This is a genomic window from Achromobacter ruhlandii, assembly GCF_002082135.1.
Taxonomy (GTDB): Bacteria; Pseudomonadota; Gammaproteobacteria; order Burkholderiales; family Burkholderiaceae_B; genus Achromobacter; species Achromobacter ruhlandii.
Window position 1 is genome coordinate 1,950,153 of record NZ_CP017433.1, and the last position, 21,190, is coordinate 1,971,342.

At 70.0% G+C, this 21,190-nt stretch carries 20 protein-coding genes; 7 read left to right on the top strand and 13 right to left on the bottom strand.

What is annotated here, in order from left to right; translation table 11 throughout:
- Positions 1 to 69: 69 nt before the first annotated feature.
- From AruCF_RS08875 to AruCF_RS08895, 5 genes are read right to left on the bottom strand one after another with little or no spacing between them, the layout of a single operon-like run.
- A complete protein-coding gene (locus AruCF_RS08875) occupies positions 70 to 1,407 on the bottom strand; it encodes a four-carbon acid sugar kinase family protein (RefSeq protein ID WP_083036614.1) in 1,338 nt (445 codons plus the stop codon).
- A complete protein-coding gene (locus tag AruCF_RS08880) occupies positions 1,404 to 2,681 on the bottom strand; it encodes a ribulose-bisphosphate carboxylase large subunit family protein (RefSeq protein WP_059271735.1) in 1,278 nt (425 codons plus the stop codon). Before AruCF_RS08880 ends, AruCF_RS08875 begins: the two co-directional genes overlap by 4 nt.
- Positions 2,682 to 2,702: 21 nt before the next feature.
- Positions 2,703 to 3,242 carry a VOC family protein gene (locus AruCF_RS08885; protein ID WP_054417369.1) on the bottom strand — a complete coding sequence of 180 codons (540 nt, stop codon included), beginning with the start codon at positions 3,240 to 3,242 and terminating at the stop codon, positions 2,703 to 2,705.
- Between the two features lie 57 nt (positions 3,243 to 3,299).
- Positions 3,300 to 5,192, bottom strand: coding sequence for a TRAP transporter large permease (locus tag AruCF_RS08890; protein ID WP_063585460.1), 1,893 nt, complete (start codon positions 5,190 to 5,192; stop codon positions 3,300 to 3,302).
- A gap of 10 nt (positions 5,193 to 5,202) precedes the next feature.
- Positions 5,203 to 6,225, bottom strand: coding sequence for a TRAP transporter substrate-binding protein (locus AruCF_RS08895; protein ID WP_063582641.1), 1,023 nt, complete (start codon positions 6,223 to 6,225; stop codon positions 5,203 to 5,205).
- 111 nt (positions 6,226 to 6,336) lie between these two features.
- On the opposite strand from AruCF_RS08895, the gene AruCF_RS08900 reads away from it, so the two are divergent.
- Positions 6,337 to 7,398, top strand: a complete 1,062-nt coding sequence (locus tag AruCF_RS08900) for a LacI family DNA-binding transcriptional regulator (RefSeq protein WP_063582642.1) — start codon at positions 6,337 to 6,339, stop codon at positions 7,396 to 7,398.
- 175 nt (positions 7,399 to 7,573) lie between these two features.
- Positions 7,574 to 8,164: a DUF6620 family protein gene (locus tag AruCF_RS08905; protein WP_083036615.1), complete on the top strand. Its 591-nt coding sequence runs from the start codon at positions 7,574 to 7,576 to the stop codon at positions 8,162 to 8,164.
- A 41-nt stretch (positions 8,165 to 8,205) separates the two neighbouring features.
- On the opposite strand, the gene AruCF_RS08910 is transcribed toward AruCF_RS08905, so the two are convergent.
- The 4 genes from AruCF_RS08910 to AruCF_RS08925 all read right to left on the bottom strand — a co-directional run bounded on the left by AruCF_RS08910 (position 8,206) and on the right by AruCF_RS08925 (position 12,149).
- Complete coding sequence (locus AruCF_RS08910) at positions 8,206 to 8,913, bottom strand: glycosyltransferase family 2 protein (RefSeq protein ID WP_083036617.1); 708 nt, start codon at positions 8,911 to 8,913, stop codon at positions 8,206 to 8,208.
- Positions 8,910 to 9,515, bottom strand: a complete 606-nt coding sequence (locus AruCF_RS08915) for a class I SAM-dependent methyltransferase (RefSeq protein WP_083036619.1) — start codon at positions 9,513 to 9,515, stop codon at positions 8,910 to 8,912. Before AruCF_RS08915 ends, AruCF_RS08910 begins: the two co-directional genes overlap by 4 nt.
- On the bottom strand, positions 9,503 to 10,540 hold the full coding sequence (locus tag AruCF_RS08920) for an acyl-CoA dehydrogenase family protein (RefSeq protein WP_083036621.1): 1,038 nt from the start codon (positions 10,538 to 10,540) through the stop codon (positions 9,503 to 9,505). Before AruCF_RS08920 ends, AruCF_RS08915 begins: the two co-directional genes overlap by 13 nt.
- Before the next feature lie 196 nt (positions 10,541 to 10,736).
- Complete coding sequence (locus AruCF_RS08925) at positions 10,737 to 12,149, bottom strand: MFS transporter (protein ID WP_254431181.1); 1,413 nt, start codon at positions 12,147 to 12,149, stop codon at positions 10,737 to 10,739.
- Positions 12,150 to 12,294: 145 nt separating this feature from the next.
- Here AruCF_RS08925 and AruCF_RS08930 point away from each other — a divergent pair, with 145 nt between their 5' ends.
- Entirely contained in the window at positions 12,295 to 13,197 is a 903-nt protein-coding gene (locus tag AruCF_RS08930; RefSeq protein ID WP_063582650.1) for a LysR family transcriptional regulator, read from the top strand.
- A gap of 19 nt (positions 13,198 to 13,216) precedes the next feature.
- Here AruCF_RS08930 and AruCF_RS08935 read toward each other — a convergent pair whose 3' ends face one another.
- Entirely contained in the window at positions 13,217 to 13,624 is a 408-nt protein-coding gene (locus AruCF_RS08935) for a rhodanese-like domain-containing protein (RefSeq protein ID WP_054417381.1), read from the bottom strand.
- 126 nt (positions 13,625 to 13,750) lie between these two features.
- Here AruCF_RS08935 and ftrA point away from each other — a divergent pair, with 126 nt between their 5' ends.
- Complete coding sequence (ftrA, locus tag AruCF_RS08940; RefSeq protein ID WP_083036624.1) at positions 13,751 to 14,746, top strand: transcriptional regulator FtrA; 996 nt, start codon at positions 13,751 to 13,753, stop codon at positions 14,744 to 14,746.
- Positions 14,747 to 14,807: 61 nt separating this feature from the next.
- On the opposite strand, the gene AruCF_RS08945 is transcribed toward ftrA, so the two are convergent.
- Complete coding sequence (locus AruCF_RS08945; RefSeq protein ID WP_063585471.1) at positions 14,808 to 15,704, bottom strand: oxidoreductase; 897 nt, start codon at positions 15,702 to 15,704, stop codon at positions 14,808 to 14,810.
- Between the two features lie 83 nt (positions 15,705 to 15,787).
- Here AruCF_RS08945 and AruCF_RS08950 point away from each other — a divergent pair, with 83 nt between their 5' ends.
- Both AruCF_RS08950 and AruCF_RS08955 read left to right on the top strand, forming a co-directional pair.
- Positions 15,788 to 16,672: a MurR/RpiR family transcriptional regulator gene (locus AruCF_RS08950; protein WP_054417384.1), complete on the top strand. Its 885-nt coding sequence runs from the start codon at positions 15,788 to 15,790 to the stop codon at positions 16,670 to 16,672.
- Positions 16,672 to 17,535: a DMT family transporter gene (locus AruCF_RS08955; protein WP_063570249.1), complete on the top strand. Its 864-nt coding sequence runs from the start codon at positions 16,672 to 16,674 to the stop codon at positions 17,533 to 17,535. Before AruCF_RS08950 ends, AruCF_RS08955 begins: the two co-directional genes overlap by 1 nt.
- A gap of 155 nt (positions 17,536 to 17,690) precedes the next feature.
- Here AruCF_RS08955 and AruCF_RS08960 read toward each other — a convergent pair whose 3' ends face one another.
- Entirely contained in the window at positions 17,691 to 18,572 is an 882-nt protein-coding gene (locus tag AruCF_RS08960; RefSeq protein ID WP_063570250.1) for a LysR family transcriptional regulator, read from the bottom strand.
- Positions 18,573 to 18,709: 137 nt separating this feature from the next.
- On the opposite strand from AruCF_RS08960, the gene AruCF_RS08965 reads away from it, so the two are divergent.
- A complete protein-coding gene (locus AruCF_RS08965; RefSeq protein WP_063570355.1) occupies positions 18,710 to 20,113 on the top strand; it encodes an MFS transporter in 1,404 nt (467 codons plus the stop codon).
- Between the two features lie 22 nt (positions 20,114 to 20,135).
- Here AruCF_RS08965 and AruCF_RS08970 read toward each other — a convergent pair whose 3' ends face one another.
- Entirely contained in the window at positions 20,136 to 21,068 is a 933-nt protein-coding gene (locus AruCF_RS08970; RefSeq protein WP_063570251.1) for a helix-turn-helix domain-containing protein, read from the bottom strand.
- Positions 21,069 to 21,190 lie beyond the last annotated feature (122 nt).

A 21,190-nucleotide genomic window follows, 5' to 3' on the forward strand; every position in this document is an offset into this window, starting at 1 on the left:
TCGCCACACGCGGGGCCATGCCGCGTCACGCGCGCCATCGATGCGCCGTACTGACGCCGTCAGCCCGCTTCAGACGCCACGCACCAGATCGTCGAACAGCGCGTCGCCGCCCATCTGCCCGCCCTTGAGCATCAGTTGCAGGCCATCGGTGAGCGGATCGTCGCCGCGCGCCACGCTGACGGTGACGCCGGGCGCCAGCGTGCCGTGAAAGCCCAGGCCCCACAATCCCAGCGCCAGGGCAGCCTGGCTGGAAGTGTCGCCGCCGGCGATCCCCAGGCGCGAGAGCCTGCGGCCGAGGGCCGCGCTCGCATGGACGATGCCGGCCACCAGTTGTCCGGTGGCGCGGGCGGTGGCGGCGGTCCGGTCCGGCGACAGGGCCTGGTCCGGGGCATCGGTGTGTATCAGCACATTGCGCCCCTGGGCCAGCGCCGCGGCCGCGTCCTGGATGCAGGCGTGGACATAGGCGGCGTCGCCCAGCAGGCGGGCCACGTTCAAGGGCTGCCGCGCATAGCGCTGGCAGGCGGCGATCTGGCGGGCCGTGACCGGCGACAGGCTGCCGGCCACCACCAGCACCGGGCCCTCGGCGGGCGCCAGCGCGGGCGGGGACAGCGCCGGGCCGAGGCCGGCGGCGCGCGTCAGCGCCTGCTGCACGCTGCTGGGGCCGACCGCCAGCAGCGGCAGCACCGACGCGGCGCGCCACAGCAGCCGGCCGATCAGTGGCAGTTGCTCATCGTCGACCAGGTCCAGCAGCAAGGGGCCGTCGGCTGTGTCGAGAATCGCGTCGATCCATTCGTCGGCCGCGCGCAGGTCGGCCGGCGCGCGCAGCGGCGGATAGCCGGTGTGCGGCAGCGAGGCAATGTCGGCCAGCCCTTGCAAGGCCAGGTGGCGCCGCAGGTCGGCCTCGGCCATGGGGGTGACCGGGTGCGCGCGCATCACCGGGTGCCGGTCGATGCGGTGAATCTCGGGCGCGGCGCCGGCGCGCGCGAACAGGTTGCCGAAGCTGCAATAGCGTCCGATGCCGGGCTGGCCGCCGACGATGGGCACGAGCGGGTTGAGCACGTGGCGTCGCAGCTCGGTCACGGCCGCGCCGATACTGCCCACGTGCGGCGCGCTGTCGAAGGTGGAGCAGCACTTGTAGTGCAGGATGCGGGCGCCGGTGGCGGCCAGGAAGCGGCCAGCCATGCGCAGCTCCGCCGTCATCGCGTCGGGCGCCATGCCGCGAACCGCGCCGGCGATGCCGATGGCGTCCAGCGGGCCGGCGCGCTCCAGCTGCCGCGGTGTCGGCACGCCCAGGAACAGCAGGCTGCGCCAGCCGGCCAGCGCCACGTGCGCCAGGGTATCGGTGGCGCCGGTGAAGTCGTCGCCATACCAGGCGACGCGCGGCGCGCGGGCGGGGCCCTCCGTCATGCGCGCGATCCGAAGTGTTCCAGCGCGCGCCGCAGCTCGGGGGCCTCGGCGGCAAAGGCGGCCAGGTCCTGGCCGGCGCGCGCCGCCTGCCACGCCTGGCGGATGCTCCGCACGCCAGCCGCCGGGCCGTCCGGATGCGCCAGGATGCCGCCGCCGGACATGAACAGCAGGTCGTCGGTGCGCACCGCGGCCCAGGTGGCGGGCACCGTGCCGGCCCACTGGCCGGACGAGAACGCCGGCATCACCGCGTCGTCGATGCCGGGGGTGAGCGGCGCCAGGCAGTCGCGGGCGCTCTCCACGACCTCGGCGTCGGGCTGCGAGAACTTGCCTTGCAGGCCGTGCACGTGCATGTGGTCGACGCCGGCCAGCCGCCACAGCGTCTGGTAGGCCTGGAAGCCGATGCCGAGCAAGGGGTGGCGCGACAGCGCGCCGTAGCCGTTGCGATGGCCGTGCAGCGCCAGCGGGGTGTGGCGGCGCAGGGTCTGGATGGCGGAATAGCCGCACCAGTTCAGGCTGGCCATCACGCAGCTGCCTTGCTCGCGCTCGATCAGGTCGGCGTGGCGCCGCATGGCGTCGGTTTCGTCGGTGATGTTGAAGGCCACCATGACCTGGCGCCCCGTGCGTTCGCGGTGCGCCCGCACCACCGCCATGACGGCGGCCACGCGCTGCGCCAGCGGCGCATGGGCGGGGTTGGCGCAGACTTCGTCGTCCTTGATGAAGTCCACGCCCGCCGCGCACAGCCGCGCCACCAGGTGCGCGGTCTGCTCGGGCGAGAGCCCGACGTTGGGCTTGATGATGGTGCCCACCAGCGCGCCGCGGTCCACGCCGGTCAGCTGGCGGGTGCCGGCGACGCCGACGCGGGGCATGTCGAACTGGGCGCGGTAGTCGGCGGGCAGTTCCAGCCGTTCCAGCCGCAGGCCGGTCACTTCGCCCAGGTCGTACAGGTTGCCGCCGACCGTGGCGGCCAGGGTCGGCAGGTTGGGGCCGATGTTGGCGACCGGAAAGGCGATGCGCACGCGGGCGCGGCGCAGCGTGGCCGGCAGGCCGCCCGGCTGGCGCGCCAGCCAGGCATTGGGCAGGCTGGCGTGGCCGGTGGATTCGAGTTCCTGCACCGATTCGACCTGGGCGCGGGCGCGCGCCCGCAGCTCGTCGGTCTCGCCCTCGACGCGGGTGAAGGTGCCGCAGGACTGCTCGCCCGCCATCACCTCGGCGACGCGCGCCGGGTCCAGCGGGGTTTCGATCAGGTAGGTGGCGCGGATGACTTGGGTGTTCATGGATGGGTTCCGGGGCCGGTTTCAAAGCCGTGCCAGATCGGGAAAGGGGCGCACCGGATCGCGGCCGTCCCAGTCGCGCGCGCTGTCGCGGATCAGGTCGAACAGGCGGCCCTTGGGGCCGGCCACCTCGGACAGCTCGATGACGGTGCCGGGGTGGTATTCGGTGTCGAAGTAGATGAAGCGGCCGTTCTCGCCGACCTCGCCCTGCATCTTCGGCACGAAGCCTTGCGCCAGCAGGCGCGCCAGGTCGGCGTCGTAGTCCTGGGTCCAGTAGGCCACGTGCTGCAGTCCGGTGCGGCCGGCCCGCAGGAAGTCGCGGTACATCGAGGGCACGTCGTTGCGGGTCTGGATCAGTTCGACCTGCACGAAGCCCGAATTGGCCAGCGCCACCGAGTTGTGCGGCTCGTAGGGCGCGCCGTCATAGCGGTAGTTCACGATGGGCACCTTGGGGTTGTAGAACCAGGGGCCCACGCCCAGCGTGCGGCTCCAGTAGTCCATGGCGGCCTCGATGTCGGGCACCACATAACCGAGTTGGCGGATCTCGCCCAGGAAACGACTCATGATGGATTCTTGTGTGGGAAGTGGCGGGGGCGCGGCCCGCGATGGGCCGCGCGGCGTTCAGGACGCGGATTTGAGAAAACCGATGGAAATCCAGGGGAAGGCGGCAACGATGACCAGCCCGACCAGCAGCGCGGCGATATAGCCCCAGATCGGGCGGATGCCCTCGTCGGGATCGACCCGGCTGATGGCGCAGGCGCCGTAGTAGCCGACGCCGAAGGGCGGCGCGAACAGGCCGATGCCCATGGCGAAGATGACCACCATGGCGTAATGCACCTCGTGCACGCCGGCCTGCGCCGCCACCGGAAACAGCAGCGGCCCGAACAGCACGATGGCGGGAATCCCTTCCAGCACGCTGCCCAGGATGATGAAGGCCACGATCGACACGGCCAGGAAACCGTAACTGCCGCCCGGCATGCCGGCCATCAGCCGCGCCAGGTCGCCCGAGAAGCCCGATTGCGTCAGGGCCCAGGCCATGGCGGTGGCGCAGCCCACGATCAGCATGATGGCGCCGGACAGCGAGGCGGTCTCGATCAGCATGGGCTTGAGCCGCGTCAGGTCGAAGCGCCGGTAGATCAGCGCGCCCACCACCGCCGAATAGACAATGCCGATGGTGGAGACCTCGGTGGCGGTGGCCACGCCCTCGACCACCGCGGCGCGGATCACGAAGGGCAGCGCCACGGCCGGCAGGGCGATGACGAAGAAGCGGCCGATCTCGCGCGGCGCGAAGCGCTGCGCCAGGCTCAGGTCTTCCTTGCGGTAGCGCCACCAGACCACCGAGCACAGCGCCAGCCCCAGCACCACGGCCGGCAGCAGGCCGCCGGTGAAGAGGGCGGCGATGGACACGCCGGTGACCGAGCCGATGGTGATCAGCACGATCGACGGCGGAATGGTCTCGGTCTGCGCGCCGGTGGCCGACAGCAGCGCCACCAGGTCGCCCGGCTTGGCGCCGCGCTTGCGCATCTCGGGAAACAGCACCGGCGCGATTGCCGCCATGTCGGCGATCTTCGAGCCGGAGATGCCCGACACCAGGTACATGGCGCCGATCAGCACGTACGACAGGCCGCCGCGCACGTGGCCCAGCAGGCTGGCCAGGAACTGGATCATGGCGCGCGCCATGCCGGTCATCTCGATCAGCGAACCCAGGAAGATGAACAGCGGCACCGCCAGCAGCATCAGGTGCGACATGCCTTCGTCCAGGCGGCCCACCATCACCAGCATCGGCGTGTTGGTGGTCAGCGCCAGGTAGGAGAACGTCGCCAGCGCGAACGAGAACGCGATCGGCACGCCCGCGAACACGGTGGCGGCGACGATGCCGACGAAGAAGATCACCAGGTTGAGCTTGCCCAGCCCCGTGAACAGCGGCTGCGCCAGCCAGAACGCCGCGACCATCGCCGCCGCGCCGGCCAGCGCCAGCAGCAGGTGCGGCACGGTCTGGGTGCGCAGCAGGCGCAGCAGCGCCACCACCGCCATCAGGCCCATGCCGACCGGAATGGCGGCGGCGCGCCAGGCGTTGCTCAGCTCCAGCGCGGGCGTGATGATGAAGTGCTCTTCGTGCGCGTATTCGATGGCCGGCGCCAGGATCAGGAACAGGAACGCGAGCGAGGCGGCCAGCGCGCCAGCCTCCAGCTGCGCGCGCCGCGCCGGGCCGATGTGGTTGACCAGCGCCGTCATGCGCATGTGCTCGCCGCGGCGCAGCGCCACCACGGCGCCCAGCATCGACAGCCACAGGAACAGGATGGACGCCAGCTCATCGGACCACACCAGCGGGCTGTGGAACACGTAGCGCGCCACCACGCCGGCGAACAGCACCAGGATCTCGATCAGCACGATGGCGGCGGCCGCCAGCTCGACCAGGCCGCCCAGCGCCGCGTCCAGCGCCTCGCCGGCGCGCCGCAGCGGATGGGCCGGCAGCGCGGGCGCGGCGGCGTGGGAAGAAGAGAGCGAGGACATGGGCGCGGCCTCAGGCGAGCTTGCCGACGGCCTGCTCCAGCAGGCCCCAGGCCTCCTGGCCGAAACGCTGCCGCCATTCGCTGTAGAAGCCGGCCTTGCGCAGCTGGTCGCGGAAGCTGTCGGCGCCGGGCTGGTTGAACGTCAGGCCCTTGGCTTCCAGGTCGGCCTGCACCGAGGCATTGAGCTTCTTGATGTCCTCGCGCTGCGCCAGGCCGGCCTCGTTGATGCCGCGCGCCACCACCGTCTTCAGGTCCTGCGGCAGGCCTTCCCACATGCGGCCGTTGGCGATGAACCAGTAGCCGTCCCAGATGTGGTTGGTCAGCGAGCAGTACTTCTGCACCTCGTACAGCTTGGCCACCTGGATGATGGGCAGCGGGTTTTCCTGCGCGTCCACCACCTTGGTCTGCAGCGAGGAATAGACCTCGCTGAACTGCAGGCTGGCCGGCGCCGCGCCCAGGCCCTTGAACATCGAGATGGGCAGCGGGCTGACCGGCACGCGGATCTTCAGGCCGTCCATGTCGGCGGCGCGGGTCACCGGCGCCTTGCTGCTGGTGGTCTGGCGAAAGCCGTTGTCCCACATCTTCTCGAAGGCATACAGGCGGCGCTGCGCGATGGCGGCGCGGACGTGGGCGCCGAGCGCGCCGTCCATGGCGCCCCAGACCTGGCCATAGTCTTTGAAGGCGAAGCCGACGGCGTTGATGGCGGCCACCGGCACCAGCGTGGCGATCACCAGCGCCGACGGCGTGAAGAAGTCGATGCCGCCCGAACGCACCTGGGCCAGCATGTCGGTGTCACCGCCCAGCTGGTTGTTGGGGAAGATCTTGATGTCGACGCGGCCGTTGCTTTCCTTGAGGATGCGGTCGGCGGCTTCCTGGGCGCGGATGTTCAGCGGGTGCGAGACGGGCAGGTTGTTGCCGTACTTGAGGGAATAGTCGGCGGCCCGGGCGATCAACGGGAACCCGCCGCCCAGGGCGGCCGCGGCGGGAAGGGCGCACAGGCGGCGCAAGGCACTGCGGCGGGTGAGCAGCTTCATGGTTGTCTCCAGAATCTTGGTTATGATGTTTTTTGAGGTGCCGCAGAAGTCCAACGCGCTGAGGCATGACGGACAATAGTGAACCGGCGCCCGCATCGTCAAACCCCAACAATGATGGTTTTTGATGTGAACAAGCCCATTCGCGAACGCAAGCTGGCGACCCTGGCCGAGGTCGCGGCGCAGGCCGGCGTGTCCACCGCCACGGCCGACCGCGTGCTGAACCGGCGCCCCGGCGTGCGCAACAGCACCGCGCAACGCGTGCTCAAGGCCGCCGCCGAGCTCGACTACCTGCCCGAGGCGGATCTCTACGCCGCGATGGCGCCCGAGCCCATGCGGCTGGTGATCCTGCTGCCGCGCGGCAGCAACCGCTTCCTGCGCATGCTGGGCGACAGCGTGAGCTACGCGCACGAGCACTTCGCGCCGCTCAACGCGCGCTGCCAGGTGGATTACGTCGAGAGCTTCAACCCCGAGGCCCTGGCGCAGGCGCTGCTGCATCACGGCAAGCGCGCCGACGGCATCGCCTTCATGGCGTTGGAGCATCCGGTGGTGCGCGAGGCCGTCAACGCGTTGGCGCAGCAGGGCGTGCCGACCGTGACGCTGATCTCCGACCTGGCCAACAGCGCCCGCGTGGCCTACGTGGGCCTGGACAACCGCGCCGCCGGCCGCACCGCCGGCTACCTGCTCGCGCGCTTCATCGGCCCGCGCGCCGCGCACGTGGCGCTGATCGCCGGTTCGCGCCACTACCGCGCTCACGAGGAGCGCGAGGGCGGCTTCCTGCAGCTGTACGCCGAGCAGTTCCAGGCCATGCAGGTGGTGGACCTGCGCGAAGGCTACGACGACGCGCAGCGCAATTACGAGCAGACGCGCCAGCTGCTGGAGCAATACCCGCAGCTTGCCGGCATCTACAACATCGGCGGTGCCTCCGACGGCGTGGCGCGGGCGCTGAAGGAGGCCGGCCTGCAGCACCGGGTGGTGTTCATCGGCCACGGCCTGACGCCCGACACGCGGGCGCTGCTGATCGACGGCACCATGGACGCCGTCATCACGCAGAGCCCGGTCGAGGCGCTGATGAGCTGCGTGCGCATCTTCTGCAACGTGCGCGACAAGCGCAGCCCCATGAGCGGGGTGGAGATGAACCGCAGCCAGGTGATCCTGCGCGAGAACCTGCCGTAAGGCAGGCGCGCGCGATGCGCTGCCGGTTGCGTCTTGAGAGATCTGTTGCGCTTGGTCATGGCGCATCCGGTTGACGGCTTTTCGGCGATTGGTCGACACTGGCTTGGCCGCGCGGCGGGCGGGTCCCGGCGCGCCGGAGCCCCGTTCGCCCACTTCCCCATGAGGTTCACCCGCCATGCACGCACACCCGTTCCGCCAAGCCGTCGCCGCGGCCTTGCTCTTGCTGGCCATGCACGCGCAGGCCCAGGAGGGACTGCCTGCGCCGGTCAACGGCATCACCTTCGAAGAGTGGGCCGCGGGCAATGCCCGTCTGGCCAACAATCAGCCCCTGGACGGCGTGCTGAAAATCCTGAAGGTGGACGAAGGCCAGTGGAAGCAGGCCGATGCCGCCTTCGTCGAGGAACTGAAGCGGCGCGATCCCGGTTCGCCCACGTTCATGCGTTACGGCGAAGTCTTCGCCAATCCGGCCGTGGGACGGTTCGCCAACGCCGCCGAACAACCCAAGGTGGAGGGCAAGCTGGCTACCTATGACGACTATGCGCGCCTGCAGGCGGACATGAGCGCGGGCGTGCGGGCGGGCAAGGACCCGCAGGCCATCCTGAAGGAATACGGCTTGAACACCTACCAGTACTCGCAGGAAAGCGGCAAGTGGGTGCGGATGATGGCCACGGTCAATGATCCCGCCGAACTGGAGCGCCTGGCCGCGATCCGCGAAAAGTACCAGCGTGAAGCGCGGACCAGGTACGGGTTGCCCGCTGCCGATTGAGGACCGGCAACGGCCTGGGCGCAACACGCCGCGCGGGTGATTCAGCCTGGCGACGCCGGGGGCGGGACAGGGCAGTCAGGCACGCCCGCCGCCGCCGCCGCCGCGCGCAGCGCCGTGGCGAAGCCGCCTTCCACCCGGGAATAGGGCCGGGCGCTGGTGATGACGCGCGGCCGGGCGGTCCAGGCGATCGTGAACCCCGCCTGCGCCATCCGGTCGACCAGGGCCTGGTCCTCGCTGCAAGGCAGGGGCGCGAAGCCGCCGCTGCGGCGGTAGGCGTGGGCGGCGATGCCCAGGTTGGCGCCATGGACATGGCGGTGACCGTCCCGGTCCTGGTAGCGGGAGACGAAGTGGCTGTGCGCCGCGCCGGCATTGCGGCCGTGCGCGGCCCAGCCGGCGACGCCGACCGTGCCGCACACCACTTCCGCGTTCAGCGACAGCTGGTCCACCAGCCAGCGCGGCGAAACGATGGTGTCGGCGTCGGTGTACGACAGCCAGCGCGCCCCGGCATCCAGCAGGAACTGCGATCCCGTGGCGCGGGCGATGCCGACGTTGCGCGCGCGGATGGCCAGGCGCTGCACCGGCCAGGCGGCCGCCAGCCGGGCGGTGGCGTCGCGGCAATGGTCCAGCACCACGACGATGCGCACCGGCTCGTCCCCCAGCAAGGGATGGCGCGCGGCCAGGGTGACCGCGCGCAGGCAGGCGGCGATGTGGCGTTCTTCATTGTGGGCGGGGATGCAGATGCCGATCATGGGGCGGTGTTTTCCGTGTCGGGGGCCAGGGCCCAGGCATCGAGCCGGAATTCGGGTTCCTGATGCGCCAGCAGCGGCGCCAGGCCGGGCAAGGCGCCCAGCGCGGCGTGCAGCGCCTCGGTGTCCTGCCGGCGGTCGTTGAAGGCGCCGCGCCAGTGGCAGGCCACCAGTTCGCCGCCGGGCCGCAGGCTGGCGCGGACGCGGGCCAGGAAGCGCGCCAGCGCGTCGTCGTCCAGGTAATAGGCCATTTCCGACACCACCACCAGGTCAAAGCCGCCGGGCGGAACGGCGGGCCAGGCGTCCGGCAGCCGCAACGCCAGCGCTTGCACGCCGCTCGCCCGTTGGCTTGCCAGGTGGGCGCGGCAGCGGCGGATGGCGGCCGGGGAAAGGTCGACCGCGGTCACGCGCCGGCAGCGCGCCGCCAGCGCGCCCGTCATGCCGCCGTTGCCGCAGCCCGCTTCCAGCGCGTGGTCGTAGCGGGCCAGCCGCAGGCTTGCCAGCAGCAGCGCGCGCTTGCGGCATTCGTACCACGCATCGCGCACGTGCCAGGGGTCGTCGCTGGCACGGTACAGGGCGTCGAAATGGCGGGCTAGAGCGTCCATGCCGATTCTCCCGCGCCGGCCACCACCGCTCCGTGGGCGGCCTGGTCGCGTTCGGCGTGGCTCTGGCGGATGTAGAGCGGCAGGTCGGCCATGGCCTGGGCAAAGGCCCGGTCCTGGCACAGCGGGCCGGCGCCGAGCGCGCGCGCCGCCCGCCCCAGGATGTCTTCGGCCGCGGCCTCGACCGCCAGCCGGGCGCGGGCGGTTTCCAGCCTGCAGTCATGGCTCGGGTCGGCATCGATGGCCGCGGCCGCCGCGTGCAAGGCCCAGCGGGCCTGGCCGAGCGCCACATCGGCCGCGCCCAGATGCGCGAGGCGAAAGGGATTGCCGGGCGTGTCGCCGGCACCGGCCTGCAGGCGCTGGAAGATGCGCGCCAGGCCGCCGTACCAGCAGGCGGCGACGCCAGCGCCCCCGTGCAGGAAACCGGGCCGGTCCACGTAGGCGCCGGGCGCCCCTACCGGCAGCGCCCTGACCTGGTCGAACGCGACGCTGGCCGTGCCGCTGCCCCGCATGGCGGGGGCGGCCCAGCCGCCGGGCCGGATCGTCACGCCCGGTTGCGCCAGCGCCACCGCGGCCAGCCACGGCGCGCCGGCCGGCGTCCAGCCGCTGACGATGGCATGGCTGGCGCCGTTGGCGCCCGAACACCATGCCTTGGTGCCTTGCAGCGTCACACCGCCATCGGCCGCGGGCGTCAGGGTCAGCCGCTGGCGTGGCGGCTCCGCGCACCAGACGCCCCAGATGCTGCCCGCCGGCGCGGCCGGCCCGCGCAGTTCCGCCAGAATCGCCAGGGCATCGGTGTGGCCCTCGAAGCACTTGGCCAGCGACAGGTCGACGGCCGCCACCGCGGCGAGCGCGCGCCATCGCGTCAGGGTCTCGCCATGGCCGGGCAGGGGCAGGCGGTCGCAACCGGCGCGCACCAGGGCGCGCAGCACGCCCGCCGGTTCAACGTCTGGTCCGATGTCGGCCAGGAGGGCCCGCAGGCGGTCGAGAGAGAACGTGGGCAGGGGGGAGGACGCGATGTCGGGCATGGGTGGCAGGCGGCATGAACGGATGCCGCAACCAGCAATTGGCGTGCCCGCGATGCGAGATCACTTTTTGGTCGCCGATGGCCGTGGCGGCGATGCCGCGTCGCCCATGCGCCATCGCCGTGCCTGGAGCGTCATCCCGCCTCCCACGCTACCGATGAAGACGTGTTTGATGCCCTGAGCCAACCGCGCAGCCATCCTACCGGGCGCGCGCGCGGCGGGCAGGCGTCGTCCGCACGGTCCGTCGCCCCAGCCGCGCCAGGCGCTCGAGCGCGGCGCTGGCCAGGGCCCCCGCCATCGCGAACGCCACCGCCACCCACAAGGCCCAGGTGGCGCCGCCGCGGGGGCTGAAGACAAAGCACGCCGCCACGAAGGCCGCGCCCATCGTCTGGCCCAGCAGCCGCGCCAGGCCGGACAGGCCGCTGGCCACGCTGGCGCGGTGGGCCGGCACGCTGAACATGATGAAGCGCTGGTTGGGCGACAGGAACAGCCCGAAGCCCGTGCCGCACAGCGCCATGGGCAGCATCACCGCCCACATCGGCGCCCCGGCCGGCAGTCGGCTTACGGCCAGCAGGCCCGCCGCCAGCAGCGCCAGCCCGATCGCGCCGAGCAGGCTGGCGGACATGCGGTCCGACCATTTGCCCGAGAACGGCGCCAGGCAGGCGCCCATCACCGGCCAGGGCGCGATCAGCATGCCCACGTCGGCGATGTCGCGCCCCAGCGTCAGGTTCAGCAGGAAGGGCAGCGCCACCATGGCCGCGCCCTGTGCCGCGAAGGCCAGCACGCAGACCAGCACGGCCAGCGAGAACGGCGGCAGGCGCAGCAGGTCCAGCGGCACGATGGCGTGCGGGCTCAGGCGTTCGCGGCGCAGCAGCAGCGCCCAGCTCAGCGCGCCGAACGCCCAGACCAGGGCCGTGCCCCAATCCGGCTGGGCCGCGCGTTCCAGGCCCAGCACGGCCAGCCCGAACGCCAGCGCGCACAACAGCGCCGCGCCCGCATCCAGCGCTTTGCCATCGCCCGGTGCGCGCGGCAGATGCCTGCCGGCCAGCGCCAGCGCCACCAGGCAGAAGGGCACATTCACGTAGAACAGCCAGTGCCAGCTAAGCACGGTCAGCATCGCCGACGCCAGCACCGGTCCGCCGGCCAGTGACGCCGCCGCGATCATGGCGTTCAGGCCCATGCCGCGGCCCAGCTCCTCCTTGCGGTAGATTGCGCTCACCAGCGCCATGTTGCAGCCCATCAGCGCCGCCGCGGCCAGGCCCTGCGCCGCGCGCGCCGCCTCCAGCGACCACAGCGACTGCGCCGCGCCGCACCAGACCGAGGCGGCCAGGAACAGCCACAGCGCCGGCAGGAACACCCGGCGGTGCCCGATCTTTCCCGCCAGCGCGGCCAGCGGCAGCATCGTCGCCACCATGACCAGTTGATAGATGGTGACCACCCCGATCACATCGGACGCGCTCACGCCGAGTTGCGACGCCATCGATGGCAGCGCCGTATTCGTCATCGAGGTATCGAGCGTCGCCATGGAGATCGACAGCGACACGGCCAGCATCGCGTAGCGGCGCGCGGCAGGGGACAGGGTAGAGGAGGGGGGCGTGGCTGGCAGGGACATCGCGGCATACGGTTGAAAAAACGGCCCCCAGTATGGAAGCGGCGATTCTTGCGGTGAATAGCAAAATCCGTAAAGCAGCCTTGCAGATATGAAATACTGGAGCCGCTAGGATTCGCGGCGGAAAGGGCCGCAAAGCGAGGGCAGGGTGAACCGATCGGAAGGCATGGCGCTGCTGGTGGCGGCGGTGGACCAGGGCAGTCTCAGCGGCGCGTCGCGCGTCAGCGGGGTCTCCCTGGCCTCGGTCAGCCGCCACATCAGCGCGCTGGAGGAACGCCTCGGCACCCGGCTGCTGGTGCGCTCGACCCGGGTCCTGCGGCTCACCGAGGCCGGCCAGCGTTATTACGCCGAGGCCAAGCGCCTGCTGGCCGAGATGGACGAACTGGAAAGCAGCATGCGGGTCGATGCCGCCGAGCCTTCGGGGCGGCTGCGCGTCACGGCGCCGACGCTGTATGGGCGCGTGCACCTGCAGCCGTTGCTGGCGAAGTTCCTGGTGCTGCATCCCAAGGTCACGCTCGACCTGCACTTGCTGGACCGCCCTGTCAACCTGCTGGAGGAAGGCATCGATCTCGCGGTGCTGGTGGGCGAGCAACCCAGCTCCAGCCTCGTCGCCCGGCGCCTGGGATCCATCCGCTGGGTATTGAGCGCCGCGCCCGACTACCTGGCGCGGCGTGGCACGCCTCGCGGCCTGCGCGATCTCGCGCAGCATGACGGCCTGGTGTACAGCCATCTGGCGACCGACGACGCCTGGACCCTGATGCACGAGGGCAGGCCCACCGTCGTGCGGGTGCCCACTCGCATGCGCTCGAATACCGTTGACGGCGTGGTCACGGCCGCCGCGGCCGGCGCCGGCATCGTCCATGCGCCCGCCTGGGCCATCGCCGATCACGTCGCGGCCGGCCGCCTGCTAGTGCTGTTGCCGGAATCGGAAACCCCGCCACGGCCGGTGTTCGCGTTGATGACCCACCAGCGGCTCATGGCCGGCAAGGTGCGGTCGCTGCTGGATTTCCTGGCGCAGCATTTGCGCGCCAAGTCCTTGAACGAACTGTGACCTCGCCAGCCGCCGCGCGTCAGGCGGCGGACGTGGCGAGACTGAAGCCTTCGTCCCGCCATCCGGTCACCCCGCCGATCATGACCTTCACCGGCCGCCCCAGTTGCGCCAGGCGCAACGCGCCGCGCGTCGCCCCATTGCAGTGCGGGCCCGCGCAGTACGTGACGAACAGCGTATCGGCGGGATAGTCCGCCAGTTTCGACTCGACGATCTTGCCGTGGGGCAGGTTGCGCGCGCCCGGCACGTGGCCCTGCGCGTACAGCGCGGGGCTGCGCACATCCAGCAGGACAAAACCGGGCGTGCCTGTCGCGAGCGCGCTGGCCACATCGGAACAGTCGGTTTCGAATTGCAGCGCGGCGCGGAAATGGCCGAGCGCGGTCGCGGCGTCGGCGGCGGGGATGGTGTTAACGGCATTGGTGGTCGGCATGTTTCAACCCTGAGTGGTTCGTGCGGTGAAGTAAGTGTCTGGAGCATTGATCCAGGCATGTCATTCTGGCCTCGGGCGGCGATGCCGGTAAGTGGCGTAATCGACAAATACCGGTAACATTGCGCCATGGAAAATCATCTCGTGGTCGCATTGGCCTACGACCGGCTCTGCACCTTCGAATTCGGCTGCGTGACCGAACTCTTCGCGCTCGAACGTCCGGAGCTGGGCGTGGATTGGTATCGTTTCGCGGTCTGCGCGAGCGAGCCCGGCCCGTTGCGCGCCGCGGGCGGCATCACGGTGGTCGCGCCCTACGCGCTCAAGCGGCTCGATCGCGCGGATACGATCGTGGTGCCGGGTTGGCGCGACCCGGACGAAGCGCCGCCCGAGGCATTGCTCAAGAAGATCCGCCAGGCCTACCGGCGCGGGGCCCGGCTTTGCTCCATCTGCTCCGGCGTATTCGTGCTGGCGGCGGCCGGCGTGCTGGACGGCAAGACGGTGACCACGCATTGGCGCTACGCCGAAAAGCTGCAACAGCGCTATCCGCGCGTGCGTGTCGAGCCGGACGCGCTCTATGTCGACGAAGGGCAGATCATCACTTCGGCGGGTTCCGCCGCGGGGCTGGACATGTTGTTGCACCTGGTGCGGCGCGACTACGGCGGCGCCGTGGCCAACCGGGTCGCGCAAAGGCTCGTCGTGGCGCCGCACCGCGAGGGCGGGCAGGCGCAGTTCGTGCCGCGTCCCATGCCGCCGGACGACAGCGGGCGCCTGGCCAGGCTGATGGACTGGATGCGCCAGCATGCCGCGCTGCCGCACACGTTGCGCGCGCTGGCGGAGCGGGCGGCGATGAGTCCGCGCACGCTACAACGGCAATTTCACGAGGCCACCGGCATGGCGCCGTATGAATGGCTGGTGCGCGAACGCGTGGCCGCGGCGCGCGAGATGCTTGAAGCGCAGACGCCCCTGCCGATCGGCCGCATCGCCGAGTTGGCCGGCTTCGGATCCGAGGAGTCGATGCGCAGGCATTTCCGGCGCATCGTGCTGACCAGTCCCGCCGCCTACCGCGACAAGTTCGGCCATGGCGCGCGAGATCCGAAGGGCGGCGCCCAGGTCCAGGCGCGCTGATTCGGCGCGGCGGCCGGGGGCGCTAATGCGGCGCGTCGGCCACGGGCGCGTGGCGTGAGCGTCAGCCCGGGCCGTCGCTGGCCGCCGCCAGGAGCGCCACGACGACGTCGCTGATGGGGGTGGGAATGCCGTGGGCCCGGCCGCGGCGGGCCACCACGCCATTGCGGATGTCCCATTCGAGCGGCCGGCCGGCTTCGCGATCCGCCAGGATCGAGGTGCCCATGTCGGCGGGCGACGCCAGGAATTTGTCGAGGATCGCCCGCGGCACCTCGTCGCCCAGCGCGGCGCCCTCGGCGCGCGCCACGCTCAGGCACTCCCGCAGATAGCGCAGGGTGAGCGCCGCGATGTCGGCCCGGGCGTACATGCCCGAGCGGCGCTGGGTAAGCGCCATCAGCCCCGCCGCCGCGTTCTGCAGCAGCTTGCGCCACGCCAGGGATCTGAAATCCGCGGCCCGCTCGACCAGACAGCGGGTGCCGTGCAGCGCCTCGACGATCACCCGGGACTCGGGGATGTCCGGCACGCTCAGGCGCGCCTCGCCGCGCAGCCGCACCGACCCGTCGGGTTGCGCTTGCGCGGGAAACCAGACGATGGCGGGCACGACCCGCCCGCCGGGGCAATGCGGGCTCACCCGTTCCACCTGCTCCACGCCATTCTGCAGCGCGCACACGATGGTGCGCGGCCCGGACAGCGCGGCGAGCCAGGGCGCGGCGGCCTCGGTCTGCGTTGCCTTGACCGCGAGAAACACGAGATCGACCGTGCGTTCAAGCCGCGCGGGATCCGCCAGTACGGGACCGGGAACGGTGATGTGGCGGTCGCCGGCCTGCAACGCCAGATGATCGCGCGGTGTGCGGCCGCACAGCAGCGGCGCGCGGCCGGCTTCATGCAGCGCCGCGGCGATCGTGGTGCCGATGGCGCCCGGGCCGACAACAGCAACGGACGCAAGGTTTTCTGTATCCATGGAGGGACCTTCAATGGCGGCGGCGCGAAACGGCTGCGCGCGCGGGCTTGCGTGTTCGGGGGAGGTTAAGTAATATATTACACATGAAATCAAGTAACGGTAATGAAATTTCAGAAAGCGAGGGACGGCTCGGGCAATGGATCGGCGCGATTCAGGCCCGCTGTGGCGATCTTGCCGCCAGCGAGGCGAAGGTGGTCGCGCTTCTGCTTGCCGATCCCTTGTTCGTCGGCGCCAGCACGGCGGCGCAGGTGGCCGCCCGTGCCGGCGTGTCGCCGCCGAGCGTGGTCCGCGCCGCGCGCGCCATTGGCTTCGGCGGCTTCACCGAGCTCAAGCTGGAGATCGCTCGCGCGCGCGGCACGACCCGGTTCTTCGCGCCGCCTGAGGCGCTGGCCGCGGACGCGCCGTCGGCCGCCGTGCTGCAGACTTCCATCCGCGCGGGCGCCGACGCCCTGACGGCGCTGGGCGGCGCCCTTGACCTCGCCGCATTCGACACGGCGGTCGGCAAGATCCTGTCCGCCCGGCAGGTGCTCGCATTCGGGGCGGGCCCGTCCGCGACGGTCGCCGCCGATGCCGTGTTCCGGCTGCGCGCGGTTGGCGTGATGACCCTCGGTATCCAGGACCACCTGTCGGCCATGATCGCGACGCGTCTGCTCGGCCCGGGCGATGCGGTGATCGCGGTCAGCTCGACCGGGCGCACCGAGACCACGCTGGCCATCGCCGATGCGGCGACCTCCGCCGGGGCCGCGCTCATCGCCATCACCAACCAGTACGGCACGCCGTTGGCGAACCTGGCCGATATCGCGCTGGTCGTCGGCGGCGCGCCCCTGCCGGCGCAGATGGCCGCGGCGGGCAGCCGGCTGGCTCAGCTGGTTGTCATCGACGCGCTGGTGGCCGCCCTGGCCCTGCGCGACCCGCAGCGCAGCCGCAAGGCAGAGCGCGCGGGCATCGACCTGCCCGATCTCTCCTGATGCCGCCCGCCGTTGTCGCAATGGTTCTTGTCGCGGCAATGGCCCACGCGGCTTGGAACCTGGCCTCGAAGTACAAGCGGGGGGACACCCTGCTGTTCGTCTGGGCCTATACCTGCGTGTCGGCGCTGTGGTGTCTTCCGATCGCGCTCGTCCTCATGGCGTCGGGCCAGCAGGCCTTCGATGGGCGGCTCGCGGCGGGCGCGGCCGTCTCGGCGGCGTTGCACATCGCCTACTCCCTGACCCTGCAGGCCGGATACGACCGCGCCGAACTGGGCGTCGTCTATCCGGTGGCCCGCGGCACGGGGCCGATGCTCACGATGTTGTTCGCCGTGTTCCTGCTGGGGGAGCGGATCGATACGGTTGCCGTGCTGGGCGCGCTTCTCATCGTCGCGGGCATCCTCGTCGTCACCGGCAATCCGTTCAGCGGCCAGCGCCAGCGCCCCTTGCCGGGCTTGCTGTGGGGCACCGCGACCGGCGCCGCCATCGCCAGCTACACGCTGTGGGACAGCTATTCGATGACCTCGTGGCACTTGGCGCCCGTGAGCTACTACGCCGGCACGCTGTTGCTGCAGGGCCTGGCGCTGACCCCGCTCGCGCTGCGCCGCCGCCATCGGATTGCCGCCGCCCTGCGCGTCGATCGCGTGCCGATCCTCATCGTGGCCGTGTTTTCCCCGCTGGCCTACCTGCTTGTTCTCACCGCCATGCAGCGCGCGCCGGTGGCGCTTGTCGCGCCCTTGCGCGAGTCATCGATCATTGTCGGCGCGTTGCTCGCGTACTGGCTTTTCCGCGAAAACCATCTTGCCCGCCGTATCGCGGGCGCGGTGGTGGTGCTGGTCGGGATCATCGCGATCAGTTGGGGGTGATCGGCGCCGCCCGTCCCCGGGGGCGGCGCAGCTTGAGAGGATCCTGCGCAGCGCATGCGCGCCGGTCTGATCGGCTCGAAAGGCGAATCGCTCCAGCCATTTCAGAATATGCATGCGCGTCGCAAGGCATGCGCGCGCATTCGCCGATCCCGCGTTCAGGCCCCGGGGGAATGTGCCGCGCTGGAGGATTCAGACAGCATCATGTCGGCGATGTCCAGCATCGCCCGCAAGCGATCCATGTGCCGCAGATCCTGGTGATAGCCTACCCAGATGTCCCGCGTTGGCGGTTGATCGGGCGTGTGGATGCGCTGCAATCCAGGCACCGCATCACCGAGCGCCCTGGGCAGCACCGCGATGCCCATGTCCCTCAGGCACATCTGCGCCTGGACCGAACGGTTGGTGCTGGTGAATGCGCGTCGGCAGCGCGGAAACCGTTCCAGTACCCAGGCCACGTCGGGGAAATGCGATTGCGCGGTATTCATGAGAATGACCCCGACGGATGCGGGATCATCGCCCAATGCCTGGGCGGTTGCCATCGACCCATACACCCCATATGAAATCCGCATCAGGCGGCGCTGAACGATATCCGGTTCGTTGAACGGCACGATGCGAAAGGCCACGTCGGCCTCCCGGCGCGAGAGATCGAGCAACCGATGGCTTGCAATCACTTCCGGCACGACAGCGGGATGACGGCGCGTCAGCTCGACCAGGACGGGCGCCAGGACGTAGCCCGCGAACCAGTCCGCTGACGAGATCCGCAGGATGCCTTCAAGACGTTGGTCATTGCCGGTCAGGCGCCTTTCCATGGACAGCGCGGAATCCTCCATGGACTCCGCCAGCGCTCGCACGGTGTCGCCGGCATCCGTGAGGACCAGTCCGTCCTTTGTTCTACGAAAGAGCGGTTGCCTGGCTTCGTCCTCCAGCACCTTGATCCGGCGGCCCACTGTCGGATGGCTCACGCCCAGCGCCCGGGCGGCCTCGCCGAAGGAGCCGCCGCGGGCGACTGCCAGGAAGATGCGGACGTCGTTCCATTCCATGCCAAGCCTTCCCGTACAAAAATGTTCAAAAAATATACAGGAATGTCAGTACCCGAACAATATTGTTTGGATCATCATGCGGCTCCATGCTCAACCGGCCGCGCGCCCTTGCAAGCCGCGCCCTGAAGAATCGCACCATGACTACTTTTACTCAGGCCACCGCGACGCCGGCCCCTGACGCTCGTCGCTGGCTCGCCTTGGCCGTCCTGTTGACGGGCACGCTCCTGCCGCCCTTGGATTTCTTCATCGTCAATGTGGCGCTGCCCGCCATACGGACGGACCTGCAAGCTTCCTCCGACGTCTCGCAGCTGGTGATCTCGGTGTACGCGGCAGCCTATGCCGTCACCCTGATCCTGGGCGGGCGTCTGGGAGACCTCTATGGCCGCAAGCGCGTGTTCATGGCGGGCATGCTCGGCTTTGGCGCCGCGTCGGCGTTGTGCGGCCTGGCGCCGTCGCCGGGCATGCTGATCGCCGGCAGACTGCTGCAAGGGATATCGGCCGCGATCATGGCGCCGCAATCATTGGCGTCGATCCACGCCATCTTTCCGCCAAGCGAGAAGAACCGCGCGTTGAGCCTGTACGGCGCCACATTCGGCCTGGCGTCCGTGGGCGGCCAACTGCTGGGGGGTGTGCTGGTCTCGACCAGTCCATGGGGGCTGGGGTGGCGCAGCGTCTTCCTGATCAACCTTCCCATCATCATGCTTGCCATTCCAGCCGCGATGAGACTGCTGCGTGAAAGCCGGGCCGAACGCTCGCCGCGCCTGGACGTGCAAGGGGCGATGCTGCTGGCGGGCGGCCTGCTGGCGCTCGTGGTTCCGCTTATCGAAGGACAGCAACACCGCTGGCCGTGGTGGTGCACGGCGCCGCTGGCTTTGAGCGTGCCGTTGTTGTGGATCTTCTGGCGGCATGAGAAGGCACAGGAGCGCGCCGGCGGAACGCCGCTGGTTCTGCCCTCGCTTCTGGCCGCGCGAGGACTGCGACGCAGTCTGGCATCAACGTTCTTCTTCTATGCGCTGGCTGCGTTCTTCCTGGTGTTCGCCGTGTACGAACACGCCGGCCTCGGCCATGATGCGTTGACGGCCGGCCTGGCCATCCTGCCGCTTGGCATCGGGTTCTTCCTCGGCCCGTTCTGCGGCCCGCGCATCGCCCGGCGTATGGGCTCGCGCACCGCCGGGTTCGGCATGGTGCTGCAGGTGCTCGGCCTGCTCATGGTAGCGGCGCTGGCTTTCGCTGGGGCGTCGTCCTGGCTCGCGCCGCCCTTGTTCCTGATTGGCGGGGGGCAAGGCATCGCCCTTCCCGCGCTGGTGCGCCTGAACGTTGACCATGTGGAAACACGCTGGGCGGGGCTGGCCTCGGGCCTGGTGAACGCCACCTTGCAGATCAGCGCCGCGGTAAGCGTGGCGGTGTTCGGCGGTCTGTTCATCGCGATCGCGCCTGATGGCGCAAGCGCGCAGGCCGTGCGGCTGGCTTTTGCAGCGGCTTCATTGGCCATGGCCGCGTCGCTGGCGCTGGCCGCCGCGCTGAGCTGGGAGCGCCGATAGGTCTCGGTCAGCCAAAGGTCCATCACACCCATAGCCGGTACAACCAGAACGATTCATCCTCTGCGAATCGTCGCGCGAATTCGCAGGGCGAAAAGCCTGTGATGCGTTTCACCGCGCGGCTCAAATGCGCTTGGTCGGCGAAGCCTTCGTCGTGAGCGATTGCGGCCCAATCCAGAGACCTTCCGGCCTCGAATTGTGCGCGGGCATTGAAGAACAAGCCTTCGGTCTTGACGAGGGATTGCCATTCTCGCAATGAGCGGCCGCTGTACGCCTTGATACGCCGCTCCACGTGGCGTGGGCTGTGCGACCGCCGCCACTTGTAGGCTAGCCAAGTGAGCTGTCTGACCCACTGACGCCCAGCGTCGCGTAGCGACGCCAGTGCCGAGCCGGAATGGCCGCACGAGCGCCAGCGCGGCAAGACATGACGCTCAATTGCAGCGAGCGAGGCGGCTTCACTGTCTGCCGCGAGGATCGATTCGAATAGCGCATGCCATGAGTTATCGAGCAGGTCGCGCGCATCAACGATCTCGTCCTGAATGGCGGACAGGTCGATCTGGAACAGCGCTTGCGCCGCGCCCGCGTCAAAGCAGATCATTCCAGTGCGACCGGCGGCCGGTGCCCAGCAAGCGGAGGGATTCGAATGACTTCCCGACAATACGATCGGGGAGTTCAAGGGCCGCCACTTCGGTCCTGTCTCTGTTTGCTCGATCCGACCCGCATTGACGTCTTGAAACCACGTCAGGCTTACCATCGGAGAGGCGGGAAGGTGTGTCAGGCGCTGAGCGTCGCTCAGATGGGCCCCGCGCGTGTCGCGCCACAGAATCGCGGCAACGGCGCCTTGCAAGCCAGGCGGGGCCACATGAAGGTGGCTGCGCGGGCGGCGGGCGCCGTGCGTCGCCAATGGCGCGCGGCTGAGCGGCTCGGGGCAAGAAAAGTGGGCAGGCGTCAGATCCATGAGTGCGCAGTATAGGTATGCAGGATGCCGCTGTCGATGTCGTTTGCGTTCAAGAGAACCCGTGGCGTTTGGCCGAGAATCGGGGCACACTCACCAGGACTTTCGCCAAATGCGTGCATCGC